Genomic DNA, 14,992 nt, shown 5'->3' on the forward strand with positions numbered 1-14,992 from the left:
CACTCAATCTTAACGAGCGCCCCCCATGCTAATCGTCTTCAGCGGATTGCCCGGCACCGGCAAGACCACCCTTGCCCGTGAAGTGGCACGCCAGGCAGGCGCGGTCTACCTGCGTATCGACGTGATCGAACAAGCCATTCGCGCTGCCGGGGTGTTGGCCGCTGATGTCGGCGCCAGCGGCTACGCGGTGGCGAATGCCCTGGCACTGAGCAATCTGCGCCAGGGCCTCAGGGTCGTCGCCGACTGCGTGAACCCGGTGCAGGAGAGCCGCGCGGCCTGGCAAGCAACGGCCGCCACGGCGGGGGTGGCGCTGCTGAATGTCGAAGTGGTGTGCTCTGATTTATCGGAACACCAACGCCGTGTCGACAGCCGCTGCGGCGATATTCCCGGGCTGACGCCACCGACCTGGCAAGCGGTACAGCGCCATGAATACGAGCCCTGGGACGACACACCCGTGAGCGTCGATACCGCACGGCTCTCGGTCGCCGAGGCGGTGGCAACGTTGCTGCAACACGTCCTCCGCTGAGCGGTTGGGCAGAAACTCAACGCCTTTGTTGATAACCATTATCAACTACAGCTAAACTCCGCGCCCTCCCACTCTCCCAGTCTGTGCCAGGTGGCACAGTCGCGCGCAGGCAGCTGACTCTCTTGGCGGATGAAAAACTCCAGCTTTACCTGACTCACCGGGCCGCGCTGCTGGACTATGCCGCGCCCATCGTCGGCTGTCGCGCCCGCGCCGAGGACGTGGTGCAGGACGCCTGGCTGCGTTTCAGCGGCCAGTCCGAGCACACCGATATCCGCCACCCGGCGAGCTACCTGTACCGTATCGTGCGCAACCTTGCCCTCGACCTCACCCGCCGCACCGCCACCGAACGCGTGCAGCCGGGCGGTGATGAACTGCTCAACGAGTTGCCGTCGAGCAGTGCCTCCCCCGAGCGTGAAGTCAGCAGCCAGAACGAGCTGCAAGCCATCTCGCGCGCCATGGCGCAATTGCCCGAGCGCACACAGCGTGCGTTTGAACTGCATCGCCTGGGCGGTTTCACCTTGCAACAGGTGGCCGCCGAGCTGGGGGTGTCGACGGCACTGGTGCATCAGCTGGTGCATGATGCGCTGCGCCATTGCATGGATTGCCTGGAGCCGGATGATGACTGATCAAGCTGGCTCTTTTCTGAAAAAACCCAACGCCAGTGCGTCTTTTGCAGAGAAGGGCGAATCCATGGGATCCTGCCCGCCGTTTTTTGCCTGCGGAGATGCTCCCGTCATGCCCACCGAGGATTGCGCCAACACCCGCCGCGATCAGGCCCTGGACTGGCTGATGCGTGTGCAACAGGCGCCGCTGGACGCGGACCTGCGTGCGCAGTTGGCCCACTGGTGTGGCGCCGACGAGGCCAACGCCAAGGCCTACCGCAAGGCCGAACGCGTGTGGCAACTGACCGGGCAAATGACGCCAGCCACCGCCGCACACTGGCCGCAACCGGCCGCACCGATGCCGCGCCCTGCCGCCCGCCCTCGTCGCACCCGGCGTTGGCTCGCCGCCGCTGTTGCGGCGTGCCTGGTGGTGGCCCTGGCGCCCAGCCTGCTGCTGCGCTGGCAAGCCGATTACCGCACCGGCGCCGGTGAAACCCTCGACATCACCCTCAGTGACGGCAGTGTGGTGCAACTCGACAGCCACTCGGCCATTGCCGTGGACATCGCCGGCAACCACCGCGACGTGCGGCTGCTGAGCGGCCAGGCGTTTTTCAAGGTGATACCGGACAAGAGCAAGCCCTTTCACGTGGTGACCAAGGCATTGCGCGTGACCGTCACCGGCACGGCTTTCAACGTGGATGCCACACCCAATCACCCAAGCGTCGCCGTGCAACAGGGTTCGGTGAATGTCGATGCGCTGCCCAGCCATCGCGCCCTCGCCAGCCTGGTGCCGGGGCAACGCCTCAGCTATCTGGGCGGCCGTGCCGAACTCAGCCGCTTTACCCCCAGCCAGGCCGCCCCATGGCGCCAGGGCCAGTTGATTGCCGATGACCTGCCGATCAGCGAAGTACTGGAGCAGCTGCGCCGCTACACCCCGGGCCTGATCGTATTGCGCGATGCACAGCTCGGCGCGCAGCGGGTCACCGGTGTGTACGACCTGCGCAAACCCCAGGCAGCGCTGCACGCCGTATTGCAACCGTATGGGGCCAAAGTCCGCGCCTACGGCCCGTGGCTGCTGGTGCTGACCCGGTAAATTGGCAGCCGTTTGAAAATAGTTGATGTTTTTTCTGAAAATCCCCCGCGCTGTCCCGTCTTCTGTCCCGCGCGCAGCAATTGAGATGTATTCGTATTCATTGACTGGCCGGTGTTAAGCCGGCGCGGGGACCTTTGCATGAAACACACCCTTCACCGCTTGCCTGGGCAGCGCGGCCCGTGGACGCTGCGCCTGAAAAACAGCGCCGGGGCCGGCTTACTGGGCCTTTGCTGCGCGTTCGGCGCAGTGCCCCAGGCCCTCGCGCAGGCACAGACTGCCGACAGCGCGGCCCACGGTTTCAGCATCCCGGCCCAGCCACTGGCGGGCGCGTTGATCGCCTTTGGCCAACAAAGCGGCCAGCAGGTGACAGTCGACCCGCAACTGCTCAAAGGCGTGAATTCACCCGGTGTGATCGGCGCCATGAGCAACGACGCCGCCCTCGCCTACCTGCTGCAAGGCACCGGCATCGGCTGGGCGTATCAGGAGGGCGCACTGGTATTCCATCGCTTGCCCAGCGCCGACGCCGGCCCGCTGACGCTCGACAACACCATCGTGTTGGGTTTCACCGAAGAGAACTCGTTCCAGGGCGCCACCGTGATCGATCAACGCGCGATCCAGGCCTTCCCCGGCGCCAACGGCGACATCACCACCCTGCTGCAGATGCACCCCGCCGTGCAGTTCAGCAGCGCGCAGAAAAGCTCAAATACTCCCGGCGAAATCGACCCGGCCGACATCAGCATCAACGGCGCCAAGTTCTACCAGAACAACTTCATGATCGACGGCATGTCGATCAACAACGACATCGACCCCGGCGCCCACGGCTACAGCGAAACCCGCCAGTTCGACGCAGCGCCGAGCCGCTCCCACGGCATCGCCCTGGACGCCGACCTGCTGCAGGAAGTGAAGGTCTACGACAGTAACGTGCCTGCCGAATACGGTGGCTTCAACGGCGGCGTGGTCGATGCGATCACCCGTCGCCCGAGCCAGGACCTGCATGGCAAGTTCTCCTATTCCATGACCCGTTCGGCGTGGACCAAATACCACATCACCGCCGAAGACCAGGAGGCATTCGACAACGCGTCCAACGAGCAGTACCAGCCCGACTTCAAGAAAACCACGATGCGCGGCATGCTCGAAGGCCACCTCACCGACGACTTTGGCGCCATTCTGAGCTTCTCGCAAAAGCGCTCGGTGATCCCGTTGAACCGCTACGCCAACGGCTACACCAGCGCCACGGGCGACAACGAAAAAGACCAGACGCGCCAGCTCGACAACTACATGCTCAAGACCTACTGGAACGTCAACGACCGCCTGAGCCTGGACGCCTCGTTCATCAAGGCCCCGCAGGAAAACACCTATTTTCGCGAGAACTACGTGAACTCCGGCTTCACCAATATCAACGGTGGCTGGCAGGGTTCGCTCAAGGCGGTGTGGGAAGGCGATTCGGCGCGCTGGACCCACACCGTGGCGTTGACCGATCTCAACAGCTCGCGCAAGTCGGAGTCCACCGACATGATCGGCTGGTACTACTCCAGCGTAAAAAACTGGGGCATCCCGCTCTCCAACACCTCGCGCAGTGGCGAAGGCGCCTATGGCGACCTGGACCAGACCCAACGCGGCATCGACTACAAGCTCAAGGCCGATTGGCAGGCGTTCAACTGGGGCGGTGCCGAGCATCAATTCACTGGCGGCATGGAACTGACCCGCAACGAAGCCACCTGGGAACGCAACAGCGCGGCCACCAGCGCGCTCGTCGGTCGGCGCGACAACGGCGCCACCTGCATCAACAACGATAACCTCTGCTCCATCGGCCTGCTGCTCAACGGCAACACGCGCCAATGGGCCAACACCATCAACGTGTACGGCGCCGGCAAGCTGGACCTGACCGAAACCAAGTACGCATTCCACCTGCAAGACGCCATTCAGATCGGCAAGCTCGGCCTGCGCCCCGGCCTGCGCTTTGAAGGCGACGATTACATGGAAGACAAAAACCTCGCGCCACGCTTTGCTGGCGACTACGACTTCTTCGGCGACCGCAGCACCGTGCTGGTCTTCGGCGCCAACCGTTACTACGGGCGCAACCTGTTCAAGTATCGCCTCGCCGACGGGCGCCAGGCCTTCAACACCCGCTACACCCGCACCACCCAGGGCGGTGCCTGGACCTCCATTCAGGGCAAGAACCTGAACAAATTTTCCGACCTCAACGTGCCCTACGATGACGAATGGACCCTGGGCCTTGACCAGGTCTGGCTCGACACCGACTTTCGCCTCAAGTACGTGCACCGCGAAGGCAAGGACCAGATCGTGCGCGCCTCCAACCGCGTGCTGGGCACCGGCGCCGCCGCCGGTTACGACACCATCTATTACACCTACACCAACGCGGCCTCCAGCGAGAGCGACAACATCAGCCTGACCATCACGCCCAAGCACGAATTCAAGTGGCAAGGCACGCGCACCAGCGTCCAGGCGGCGTTTGACTGGTCACAGACCAAAGACGCCTACGGCACCTACGATTCAGGCGTCGACGCCGGTGAATTCGCCGACGACGACGTGATCTACGACGGCAAGCGCATGGCCTACAGCGAACTGCCCGCCGGCGACTTCAACCGCCCATGGACAGCGCGCCTGACCACGATTACCGAGATTCCGCAGTGGAACCTCACCGTGAGCAACTTTTTGCGTTATCGCGGCGCCTACGAACAGATCATCAAGACCGACGCCACCACCGTCATCGGTGACGAGACCCTGGAGGTGTATGACGCCGCCCAGGTCAAGGCCGCGCCTACCTGGGACATGCGCGTCAGTTGGGAGATCCCCACCGGTAAGGACCAGGCGCTGTTCGCCGCCGTGGATATCACCAACGTGACCGACCACGTCAACGAAATCGTCGGCAAAAACAGCTCGGTCGTCAGCTACGAAGTCGGCCGCCAATACTGGCTGGAAGTCGGTTACCGCTTCTAGGCCCGAGACCTGAACCGCCTTTTTCCTGATTAGCCTGGAACCCCTATGAACAAGATACTTGCAGGCCTGCTCGGCCCGCTGCTGCTGTGCGCCTGCGCGGCCCCCGTCACCGAGGCGCCGCTGCCGTGGGCGCCGCAGGTGGTGCGCGGCAAACTGGCCAATGGTCTGGAATACCGTCTGGTGCGTGACAGCAGCCAGGCCGGCCGCCTGGACCTGCGCCTGACCGTGCGCGCCGGCTCCGTCGATGAAGACGACGACCAGGTCGGCGTAGCACACATGCTCGAACACCTGACCTTCCGCAGCCGTGCCGGGCAAGCCACCGATCTGCGCGCGCAAATGAGTGCATTGGGGTGGGTGCAGGGGCGCAATTTCAATGCGGTCACCAGCTACGATCGCACCCAATACCTGCTCAGCCCGCTGGCCGGCAGCACGCAAACGCCGGTCGCGCTTTCGATGCTGGCGCAGCTGGTGTTCGCCGGCGACTACAACGCCACCGACCTTGAGCGCGAGCGCCCGATTGTGATCGAAGAATGGCGCGGCGGCCTCGGCGTGGCGCAGCGCATGAATGACCAACGCGCGGCCTCGCAGCGCGTCGGCTCGCGCTACCCGCAGCACCGCACCATCGGCAACGAGGCGGCGATCCGCACGGCGTCGCTGGGCGCCCTGCAGCGCTTTCAACAGCGCTGGTACGTGCCCAACAACATGCTGCTGTCGGTAACCGGCGATTTTGACCCGCAGCAGTTGGCGCAACAGATTCAGCAGGCGTTTGGCACCCCCGCCGCACGTACGCTGCCCGCGCGTGAGCATCGCGAATTGCCGTTGGACAACCAGCTGAAAATCTTCCGCCTGCAAGACCCGCAAACCGGCAGCAACCAAGTGTCGCTGCTGTTTCGCATGCACGAGCCGGACAGCCGTGGCTTCACCGCCAGTGCCACCCGCGAACGCCTGATCGACCGCATGACGCTGTCGGCCATGCTCGCCCAACTGCGCCGCCAACCCCTGCAACCCGGGGTGCGCAGCCTGACCGCACAAAAGACCCAGATCGGCGACTACTCCAGCGTGCTGGGCGTCGCCGCCGGCGTGGAAGGCGCTCACCATGACGCCGCCTTGAAGCAACTGTTGACCGAGCTTGAACGCTTGCGCCAGCACGGCCTCAGCGCACAGGACCTGAAGGTTGAACAGGCGAAGATCCGCCAACTGGCGAACAACATGCTGGCCAAGGATGAGTCGCGTACCTTCGAGCAATGGGTAACCACGCTCAACGACGCCGCCGTGCAGAACCGTATCGTCGTGGCGCCGCATCAGATCGCCCGACTGACCCTGCAAGCCCTCGACACCGTCGACCTCAGCGTCGTCAACGCGCGACTGCGCGCCTGGCTGGACAGCCCCGACCAGGTACTCCAACTGACCGCACCGGGCAGCAGCGTCGTGCGCCTGCCCACGGTGGACGAGGTGCAAGAACTGCGCGCGAGCATCGCCCAGATCTCATTGAGCGCGCCCCAGGTTGCCGTGCCGGTGGCGCCGCCGAGCGTGACCTTCACACCACCGCCCAGCGGGCAACCGGGCACGCTGACCGGCAAACGCACGTTCACGGCGGAGCACGTTGAACACTGGCAATTGGGCAACGGCGACCGCCTGGTCTGGCTGCGCCGCAACGGCGAAAAAGGCCAATGGCGCCTGCAGGCGGAATCCGCCGCCGGGTTCAATCGCAGTGACGTGCCCGCCTGGCGCCTGCAAATGGCCGCGCAACTGGGCAGCGCCAGTGGCCCCGACGGGTTGGAGGCTTGGCGCAAGCAGCACAAGGCGACCCTGAGCCTTGAGCACAGCGCCACGCGCTTGCAGTTGAGCGCGAGCAGCCAGCCGTCGCTCAACGCCTTGACGTCGTTGTTGCAAAGCTACCGCCAGAGCCAGGTCGGTGCAGTGATCGATGAAGCGCTGTTCAACGCCGCCCGCGACGATTTGCTCACGCGCGTCAGCACTCGCCCCGACGCAATCGCCATCGCCCGCCGTGAGCTGCGCTACGGCGCCGACACCTGGCAAAGTCCCGATCAAGACGCCCTGGAGCAGTTGCAATCGACCACGCTGAGCGAGGACTGGCAGCAGTTGGTACAGGCGCCGGTCACTTACTACCTGATGGCCGACGTCGATCCCGCGCAACTGGAAAACCTCGTGCGCGAGCAGTTGGCAAATATTCCGCGCGGCACCGCGCACGCCACCCGCCCTGCCCTGCAAGTGCCCGGTCAACGCCGCACCGACCTGGCCGTCGCCCTGGAACCGCGCGTGGTGCTGGAAGCCAGCAGCTTCAGCGAACACCCCTGGTCGCCCGAGGCTGCCGCGCGCGTCGCCGCGCTGCGTGAGTTGGCCAACCAACAGCTCAAGCAACGCCTGCGCGGCGAAGCCTCCGGCATCTATCGCCTGCGCTTCGACAGCACGCTGAACCCCGACACCCAGCGTATCGAAAGCCAGCTGAGCTTTACCTGCGACCCGCAGCGAGCCGAGGAGCTGTGGGCCCTGGCCGAGCAAACCCTGGCGCAGTTGGGCGGCTCGGTGGATGTGCCCTGGGTCGCCAGCGAGCGCGCCGAACTGCGTCGCCAGGAGCGAAAGCGCCTGCTCGACCCCGAGACCCAGTGGCGCCGCCTGCTGCTCAGCGAGCGTCAATGGCACGACCCGCGCTACCTGAGCCGGCAGGCCACGTTGCCGGCCGGCCTGCGCCTTGAAGCGCTCAAGCCCTTGGCGAGCCAGCTGTTCCCGCCCGCCAACCAAGTGCTGCTGCGCGTATTGCCCAAGGTGGACGCACCGTGAACAGCCTGCGCACGTTCTACCGCCTCGCGGCGCCGTTCTGGCGCCAGCGTTCCCAGTGGCTGGGCTGGCTGATGCTCGTCGGCATCATCGGCATGGGCCTGCTGTTGGTGCAGATCAACGTGTTGATCAATGCCTGGAGCAAGTCCTTCTACGACACCCTGAGCGCGTTCGACACCCCAGCCTTGTACGCGCTGATGGGCCGCTACGTGATCTACCTGAGTGCCTACGTGGTAATCGTGGTGGCGCTGGACTGGGTACGCAAAGCCCTGGTGCTGCGTTGGCGCCAGGCCATGACCGAGCATTTCACCCACGCCTGGCTGGCTGACCAGGCCTTCTACCGCCTGGGGTTGAACGGCGAACCGGACAACCCCGATCAGCGCATCAGCGAAGACGTGGACATCGTCGCCACCTTGAGCGTAGAGCTGGTGGCGTCGTTCATTGTCAACATGGCCCAGGTCGGCGCGTTCATGAGCATCCTGTGGCAACTGTCCGGGGTGCAGACCTTTAACCTCGGCGACTACAGCATCACCGTGTCGGGTTACCTGGTGTGGATTGTGCTGCTGTATACCCTGGCCGGCAGCCTGATCACCCATTGGGTTGGCCGCCCGTTGCACCGGTTGAACGTGGACAGCCAGCACTACGAGGCGGACTTTCGCGCCAGCCTGTTGCGCAAGCGCGAGCACGCCGAGCAGATCGCCCTGTACCGTGGCGAAGCGGTGGAGCGCCAGCACCTGGCCGAACGCTTCGGGGCGATTGCGCGCAATTGGCGCCAGTTGATGGGGCGCGAGCGCAACCTCAGCCTGTTTGTTGTCAGTTATGAGCGGTTAAGCCTGATTATTCCGGTGTTTGCCGCCCTCCCCGCGTTTCTGGCCAAAACCATCACCCTGGGCGGGCTGATGCAGATCCGCAGCGCGTTCAGCGCGGTGCAAGGTTCCCTCAGTTGGTTTATCAAGCTGTACCCCAAGTTGATGCGCTGGAGTTCGGCGGTGGAGCGGCTGGGGCAATTTGAGCAGGCGATTGCGGCGAGCCGCTGCCAGGCCAAGGCCCCGGTGGTCGGCGATTGCCTGTGCGTCAGTGGTCTGGATGTACTGCGCCCCGACGCCGGCGTGTTGCTGGCGGATGTGTCGCTGCAGGTGGCCAAGGGCGAATGGCTGTTGGTGGCCGGGCGCAGCGGCATTGGCAAATCGACCCTGCTGCGCACCTTGCAAGGTATCTGGCCGTATTGCCGGGGCGGCTGGCAATTACCGCCGGGGCGCAGCCTGTTACTGCCGCAGAAACCGTATCTGCCGAGCATGCCATTGCGCAACCTGCTGGCGTATCCGGACGTTGAGGTCCCCAGCGCGGTGCGCTTGAAAGCCGTGTTGCAGCAGGTCGGTCTTCCCGGCCTGGCGCCACGCCTGGATGAGCAAACCGAATGGGCGCGTGAATTGTCCGGCGGCGAACAACAGCGTATCGGCCTGGCGCGGGCGCTGCTGTTTGCGCCCGACACCTTGTATCTGGATGAAGCGACCAACCAGCTCGACGAGGCCAGCGCACAGGCGCTACTGGTACTGCTGCGCGAGCAACTGCCGCACTGCACGGTGATCGGCATCAGCCATCAGGCGACCCTGGCAGGGTTGTTTGACCGCACCTGGTCGCCTGTTACAGAGCCTGGGAGCCCATCGCCTTCATCAACACCAGGTCCCGTGCATAAATATCCGGCGCATACACCAAGCCTCCCTGGCGATCCACTTCCACTGTCCAGTAGCCCAATAGCACCGGCACCGGGGTGGCCAGCCTGAATTCATGGGTCACGCCGGTGGCCAGCAGTTCATCGGTACGCGCGCGCTCGGCGGGGGTTACCAGCAGGTCGCGCAGCAGCAACGGCTGCTCGACCCGCACACAGCCGGAGCTGAACGCGCGCGGGCCTTTGGTGAACAGCGGCTGGCTGGGGGTGTCGTGCAGGTACACCGAATAGGGGTTGGGAAAGCGCATCACGATTTTGCCCAACGGGTTGCGCGGGCCGGCCTCCTGGCGCAGCAGGATATTGCCGGGGCGTACCCAGTCTATCTGCTCGGGCGCCAGCGGGTGGCCTTCGGCGTCAAGCACCTGGAGGTTCTGCTGGCGCAGGTATTCGGGGTTGAGGCGGATGGCCGGCAGTTTGTCCTCACGCATGATGGTCGGCGGGATGGTCCAGGTCGGGTTGAGGGTCAGCCGCGTGATGCGTGACTTGAGCAACGGCGTCTGGCGCTCGGCGCGGCCGACTTGCAGGCGGGTTTGCCACACCGGGATGCCACTCTGATAGACGCTCAGCTGCGCGGCGGCGACGTTCACCACGACCCCTTCGGGCTCCAGGTCCTGGGCCAGCCAGCGAAAGCGTTCGAGGTTGATGCGCAGTTGCTCGCGGCGAATCGCCGGGCTGATATTCAGTTCGGTCACCGTGCCAGCGCCAATCACCCCGTCCGACTGCAACGAGTGGCTGAGCTGGAAGGCCTTGACCGCCGTGACCAGCTCGGCGCGGTATTGCTGGCCGTCGCCCTTGGGCGCGTTGGCCAGGTAGCCACCGCTGTGCAGGCGTCGCGCCAGTTCCGGCACGCGTGGGTCGTCCATGCCGGGGCGCAACAGGGGGCCGCCGGCAATCGGGTCCCAGTGTGGCAACGGTTGCTGGCGCACGCTGGCATAGGCGTTGCGCAGGCTGCGGTAAAGGTCGGCGCTGGGCCGCGCCTGGTCGAACGCCTGCGCCATGTCTTGCAGGCCGGTAGCAGCAAAGGCCAGCACCTCGGTGTCGGGGTCGTGGGCCGGTGGCTGGGAATGCCACAACGGCTCGAAGCGCGACTGTTGCAGGCGCCCATAATGCAGATCCTGCAGCGCTTGCAGGTATTGCCGGCTGCTGTCGATGTCGCTGCACAGCACGTTGGCCGTGGCGTCTGGCGCAGGCAGGCTATAGTGGGTGGGGTCCAGGCCATCGTCGGCAAGCAGCAGCAACTGCGTGTGCAAGGCCTGCCGACGCTCATCGCCCGACCACAGCGGCACGTCACCCTGCTGTTGGTAGAACGCTTGCAGGCGCGCCTGCGCCGCGGCGTCAATCTGCGGCGCCAGGCTGGGGCAGACGCTGAGCAACTGCGCGAGGGCCTGTTGCACCGGGGCGGTGTTCACCAGCGTTGGCGGCGCCACGGGTAATGCGTCATCCGGCAGCGCTTGGGCTGTCGCGACCAATGGTGCAACGAGCAGGCAAATGCTCAAGTAACATGCGTGTTTTTTGAACAATAGCTTTGCTCCAATCCACAGTGGGGGGATGTACTGTAGATGCTGAATTTTATGTGCCGGCTCGGGATGCTCACACTCAGCCTGAGCGCGTTGAGCAATGTTGCGCTCGCCGCCAATGGCAACCCTCCTACCTTGTATAGCAGCCTGGCGCGCTCGGCTCCAGAACTCAATCCGACTGTTCTGAAAAGCGCCCTCAACGCGGTGCAATGCGCGGTCAATAACGGCGAGGAACGCTCCGAGCGCCTGGCCGTGATTGACTATTCACAGCCTTCGACCGCCCGTCGGCTGTGGATTTTCGACCTGCGCAAAAAGACCCTGGTGCTGCGTGACCTGGTGGCCCACGGGGCCAAGTCCGGGGAAAACTTCGCCACCCAGTTCTCCAACCTGGAGGGCAGCCACCAATCCAGCCTGGGTCTGTTCCGTACCCAGGAAAGCTACCTCGGCACCCACGGCTATTCACTGCGCATGGACGGCCTGGAGCCAGGTTTCAACGATCAGGCCCGCGACCGCGCCATCGTGATTCACGCCGCCGATTACGTGAGCCCCTTGTGGAGCAAGCGCGAAGGCCGTATCGGCCGCAGCCAGGGTTGCCCGGCCGTACGCCCGCAGGTCGCGCGCCAGGTGGTGGATAAGCTCAAGGATGGGCAGTTCATGTTTTCGTGGTACCCCGACCAGCGCTGGTTGAAGTCCTCGACGCTGCTCAATTGCAAGCCCCAACAGGTGGCCAGTAGTCGTACAATCCGGGGTGGATAGCCTGTCCCTGAAACGATAAGAGAGCGTCGAATGCTTCTACACACGTCTACCTGGATCGAGATCGGCCAGTTTCTGGAGCGCAGCCGCACAGTGGTGATTCCCATCGGCTCCAACGAACAGCACGGCCCCACCGGCCTGCTGGGCACCGACTGGATGTGCCCGGAAATCATCGCCCATGCGGCGCAGAAAAACGCCGATATCCTCATCGGCCCCACCTTCAATATCGGCATGGCCCAGCATCACCTGGGCTTTCCCGGCACCATTTCGTTGCGCCCTTCCACCTTTATTGCCGCGATTGGCGATTGGGTGCGCTCGCTGGCCGGGCATGGTTTCGAGAAGATCCTGTTCCTCAACGGCCACGGCGGCAATATCGCCACCATTGAAGCAGCGTTTTCCGAGCTGTACGCCGAAGCCAGCTTCGCCCGCCGCCCAGCCGGGTTTGCGCTGAAACTGGTGAACTGGTGGGACCTCGAAGGCGTCACCGACCTGGCCCATCGCCAATTCCCGGTGGGCCATGGCAGCCACGCCACGCCGTCGGAAATTGCGGTGACGCAATGGGCGTACCCCGAGTCGATCAAATCTGCCGACTACGCGCCGCAAATCGCCAATACCGGGCCGATCCGCGAAGCCCTGGACTTCCGCGCACGCTTCCCCGACGGGCGCATGGGCTCGGACCCGGCCCTGGCGACCGTGGAAAAAGGCGGTGAGTTGGTAGCGTTGGCGGCTCAAGGGCTGGTCAAAGTGGTCGACAGTTTCAGCAACGAAGCCAGACCTTAACCCTGTATAAAACAGAAATGTGGGAGCGGGCTTGCTCGCGAAAGCGGTGGTTCAGTCACTAGTATCAGTGACTGACACGCCTCATTCGCGAGCAAGCCCGCTCCCACATTGGGTTATGCGTTAACGGCACTCTTGCGCCGCCAGCTCCAGCCGCGACGGTGTGAGGGTCGATGCCAGCGGCTTGCGCTCATACAGAAAAACCTTGGTGCCCTCCTGGGACTTGTAGGCCTCCAGCACGTCATCGGCGGCAATCTTGCTGGTTAACAGCACCTTGGCGTGGCGCGAGTTCTGCGTCACGGTCGAGGTAATGCCGTGCTTTTCCAGCTTGGGCAACACGCATTGCACGTAGCCTTCAGGGGTCTTCGCGGTTTGCAGGGTCAAGCTCGGCGCATTCGGGGCGGTGACACAACCGGCCAGCAACAGGGAAGCAAAGGCCGTGGCCGGGACGAAAAAAGAGCGCATGAAAAAATCCTGATTATAAAAATAAAAGATCCAATTAACCCGCACGGACTAGCGCCCTGAGCGACACATCAAACTGTTTCAAGGCATCCAGCTGCACATCCCGCTGCTGCTCGATCTGCGCGGCAATTTCCGGCGCGGCCTTGTCACGTACCCACACCGAAGGCACCTGCTTGCGCACCGAGCCTTGGGCCTTGGCGATGTATTGCAGGTTGGCGTCATAAAACCGCGCAACAAACCGCGCCTCGACCTGATCGTTACGCTGGGTCAGCAGTTGATTATGGGTATCGAGCATCACCACTACATCGGGGTGCGCCTGCACCAGGGCATCCAGGCTGTCGTAGACGGTCACCGACAGGAAGGTGCCTTGCAGCGAACTCATCAACCAATCAATGGCCAGCTCCGGGTCGGAGCTGTTGACGAACGCCTCGCGGATGCGCCCGTCGAGGGCATCCTTGGCGCCATTCAAGGCCATGTCGTGGTAGCGTTCAAGGTAGCTTAGGTTGTCGCGGGTGTTGTCGCTCAGCAACACACCCACCGACTGCGTGCGTTGCAGGGAGTCTACGCTACCGGCGATTGGTAGCAAATGGCCTGTAGGCAAGTCAGCGGCGATTGCCGCATTGTTCACCACAGCGGTGCCCAGCATCAAAGCCATCAAAGCCAGTTGAATAAACGTCCTCATCGCGCATTTCCTTGAACAGCGTCTCGATGGCGGCGATTTTGCGCTTTCCCTGCAAAAACAGAACTTGCAATGCTTGATGGTGACTATTATCTGAACCGATAGTGCACCCATAAAATCTATAAGGACCACGCCATGAAGCCCCACCAGAAAACCTTCGACCGCATTCGCGAAGCCGTCCTACCGGAGTTTCGTGAACGGGTCGCCGATTACCTGGCCGACTATGAAAACGTGCTGCAAGACACGGCAGCAGACGCGGACCACGCCAACGCCAGTGCCCAGCAGTTGCGCGGTTACCTGCGCGGCTTGAATACCACGCGGGTACTGGGCATGGCGGATTGGGAAGACCTGGACCGGCGTGTGGCGCAAATGACGGCCGACGCTACGGCGCCGGACGTGGCTGATTGACCCACGCCTGCACCGAGGGCCGCTGCCACTGGCGTTGTGCGTAGGCCACCAGCTCGGCCGGCACGTTGTCGCCGTTGAGGATCAAGCGGTTGAGCATGACGGCCAGGTCTACGTCGGCAATCGACCACTGGCCAAACAGGTGGTCCGGGTTACCCGCCAGCAACGCCTGCGCCGCGCTGATCAACTTGCGCGCAGCCGCTTGGGCCACCGGCGACAACGGCGGCATCTGCTCCCCGTAGAACACCACCCGCGTCGAACGCTCCTCGCGAATCGGCAGCAAATCGCTGCGCAGCCACGCCTGCACCTGGCGCGCCCTCGCCCGCTGTTTTGGATCAGCCGGGTACACCGCTGTTTCGGGGTAGACCTGCTCCAGGTACTCGGTGATTGCCGACGACTCCGACAACGCAAAGTCGCCCTCCACCAACGTCGGCACACGCTGGGTCACGGACAGCCGAGCGAAGTCAGCCGTGTGGTTCTGCGCGGCGTCCAGGTCCAGGGTGATCAGCTCGAAGGGCAGGCCTTTTTCCTGCAGGGCAACGAACACCGACAGGGCGTAAGGGCTGGTGAACAACGAATCAACGTAAAGACGTAACGGGTTCATGGACGCTCTCCTTGGGTGAACCCGTACGCTACGAGATGTACGCGGATAAAGACAATGCAGGGTTTTTATGGGGGCATTCCTGACG

General features: G+C 63.7%; 12 protein-coding genes and 1 pseudogene. 9 read left to right on the top strand and 4 right to left on the bottom strand.

Annotation, left to right across the window (positions count from 1 at the left end; all coding sequences use genetic code 11):
* The first annotated feature begins 25 nt into the window (after positions 1-25).
* The 6 genes and pseudogenes from GIW02_RS08340 to GIW02_RS08365 form a co-directional block, all read left to right on the top strand.
* Positions 26-526 carry an AAA family ATPase gene (locus tag GIW02_RS08340; RefSeq protein ID WP_236413217.1) on the top strand — a complete coding sequence of 167 codons (501 nt, stop codon included), beginning with the start codon at positions 26-28 and terminating at the stop codon, positions 524-526.
* A gap of 122 nt (positions 527-648) precedes the next feature.
* Positions 649-1,152, top strand: coding sequence for a sigma-70 family RNA polymerase sigma factor (locus tag GIW02_RS08345; RefSeq protein ID WP_236413207.1), 504 nt, complete (start codon positions 649-651; stop codon positions 1,150-1,152).
* Positions 1,153-1,261: 109 nt separating this feature from the next.
* A complete protein-coding gene (locus GIW02_RS08350) occupies positions 1,262-2,221 on the top strand; it encodes a FecR domain-containing protein (protein WP_236421824.1) in 960 nt (319 codons plus the stop codon).
* A gap of 138 nt (positions 2,222-2,359) precedes the next feature.
* Complete coding sequence (locus GIW02_RS08355) at positions 2,360-5,182, top strand: TonB-dependent receptor (RefSeq protein ID WP_236411015.1); 2,823 nt, start codon at positions 2,360-2,362, stop codon at positions 5,180-5,182.
* A gap of 45 nt (positions 5,183-5,227) precedes the next feature.
* Positions 5,228-7,984: a M16 family metallopeptidase gene (locus GIW02_RS08360; protein ID WP_236421825.1), complete on the top strand. Its 2,757-nt coding sequence runs from the start codon at positions 5,228-5,230 to the stop codon at positions 7,982-7,984.
* Positions 7,981-9,486: pseudogene (locus tag GIW02_RS08365) on the top strand (ABC transporter ATP-binding protein/permease); the annotation flags it as partial. The gene GIW02_RS08360 and the pseudogene GIW02_RS08365, both read left to right, overlap by 4 nt.
* A 139-nt stretch (positions 9,487-9,625) precedes the next feature.
* Here GIW02_RS08365 and GIW02_RS08370 read toward each other — a convergent pair.
* Complete coding sequence (locus GIW02_RS08370) at positions 9,626-11,230, bottom strand: L,D-transpeptidase scaffold domain-containing protein (RefSeq protein ID WP_236411013.1); 1,605 nt, start codon at positions 11,228-11,230, stop codon at positions 9,626-9,628.
* Between the two features lie 39 nt (positions 11,231-11,269).
* Here GIW02_RS08370 and GIW02_RS08375 point away from each other — a divergent pair, with 39 nt between their 5' ends.
* Positions 11,270-11,983, top strand: coding sequence for a murein L,D-transpeptidase catalytic domain family protein (locus tag GIW02_RS08375; protein WP_236411012.1), 714 nt, complete (start codon positions 11,270-11,272; stop codon positions 11,981-11,983).
* Between the two features lie 30 nt (positions 11,984-12,013).
* Entirely contained in the window at positions 12,014-12,760 is a 747-nt protein-coding gene (locus GIW02_RS08380; RefSeq protein WP_236411011.1) for a creatininase family protein, read from the top strand.
* Positions 12,761-12,880: 120 nt separating this feature from the next.
* On the opposite strand, the gene GIW02_RS08385 is transcribed toward GIW02_RS08380, so the two are convergent.
* Positions 12,881-13,222: a hypothetical protein gene (locus GIW02_RS08385; RefSeq protein ID WP_236411010.1), complete on the bottom strand. Its 342-nt coding sequence runs from the start codon at positions 13,220-13,222 to the stop codon at positions 12,881-12,883.
* Positions 13,223-13,256: 34 nt separating this feature from the next.
* Positions 13,257-13,901 carry an ATPase gene (locus GIW02_RS08390; protein ID WP_236411009.1) on the bottom strand — a complete coding sequence of 215 codons (645 nt, stop codon included), beginning with the start codon at positions 13,899-13,901 and terminating at the stop codon, positions 13,257-13,259.
* Positions 13,902-14,033: 132 nt separating this feature from the next.
* Between GIW02_RS08390 and GIW02_RS08395 the strand changes: the two genes are divergently transcribed.
* Positions 14,034-14,306 carry a hypothetical protein gene (locus tag GIW02_RS08395; protein ID WP_236411008.1) on the top strand — a complete coding sequence of 91 codons (273 nt, stop codon included), beginning with the start codon at positions 14,034-14,036 and terminating at the stop codon, positions 14,304-14,306.
* Here the strand turns inward: GIW02_RS08395 and yfcF are convergent.
* Positions 14,281-14,907 (bottom strand): glutathione transferase, encoded by a 627-nt coding sequence (yfcF, locus tag GIW02_RS08400; protein WP_236411007.1) that lies wholly within the window; start codon positions 14,905-14,907, stop codon positions 14,281-14,283. The genes GIW02_RS08395 and yfcF overlap by 26 nt on opposite strands.
* Between the last annotated feature and the right edge of the window lie 85 nt (positions 14,908-14,992).

The organism is Pseudomonas syringae (assembly GCF_021606685.1).
GTDB lineage: Bacteria > Pseudomonadota > Gammaproteobacteria > Pseudomonadales > Pseudomonadaceae > Aquipseudomonas > Aquipseudomonas syringae_R.

Coding starts and splice junctions, on each gene's coding strand:
- GIW02_RS08340 (WP_236413217.1), top strand. CDS start 26: ATGCTAATCGTCTTCAGCGGATTGCCCGGCACCGGCAAGACCACCCTT.
- GIW02_RS08350 (WP_236421824.1), top strand. CDS start 1,262: ATGCCCACCGAGGATTGCGCCAACACCCGCCGCGATCAGGCCCTGGAC.
- GIW02_RS08355 (WP_236411015.1), top strand. CDS start 2,360: ATGAAACACACCCTTCACCGCTTGCCTGGGCAGCGCGGCCCGTGGACG.
- GIW02_RS08360 (WP_236421825.1), top strand. CDS start 5,228: ATGAACAAGATACTTGCAGGCCTGCTCGGCCCGCTGCTGCTGTGCGCC.
- GIW02_RS08375 (WP_236411012.1), top strand. CDS start 11,270: ATGCTGAATTTTATGTGCCGGCTCGGGATGCTCACACTCAGCCTGAGC.
- GIW02_RS08380 (WP_236411011.1), top strand. CDS start 12,014: ATGCTTCTACACACGTCTACCTGGATCGAGATCGGCCAGTTTCTGGAG.
- GIW02_RS08385 (WP_236411010.1), bottom strand. CDS start 13,222: ATGCGCTCTTTTTTCGTCCCGGCCACGGCCTTTGCTTCCCTGTTGCTG.
- GIW02_RS08390 (WP_236411009.1), bottom strand. CDS start 13,901: ATGAGGACGTTTATTCAACTGGCTTTGATGGCTTTGATGCTGGGCACC.
- GIW02_RS08395 (WP_236411008.1), top strand. CDS start 14,034: ATGAAGCCCCACCAGAAAACCTTCGACCGCATTCGCGAAGCCGTCCTA.
- yfcF (WP_236411007.1), bottom strand. CDS start 14,907: ATGAACCCGTTACGTCTTTACGTTGATTCGTTGTTCACCAGCCCTTAC.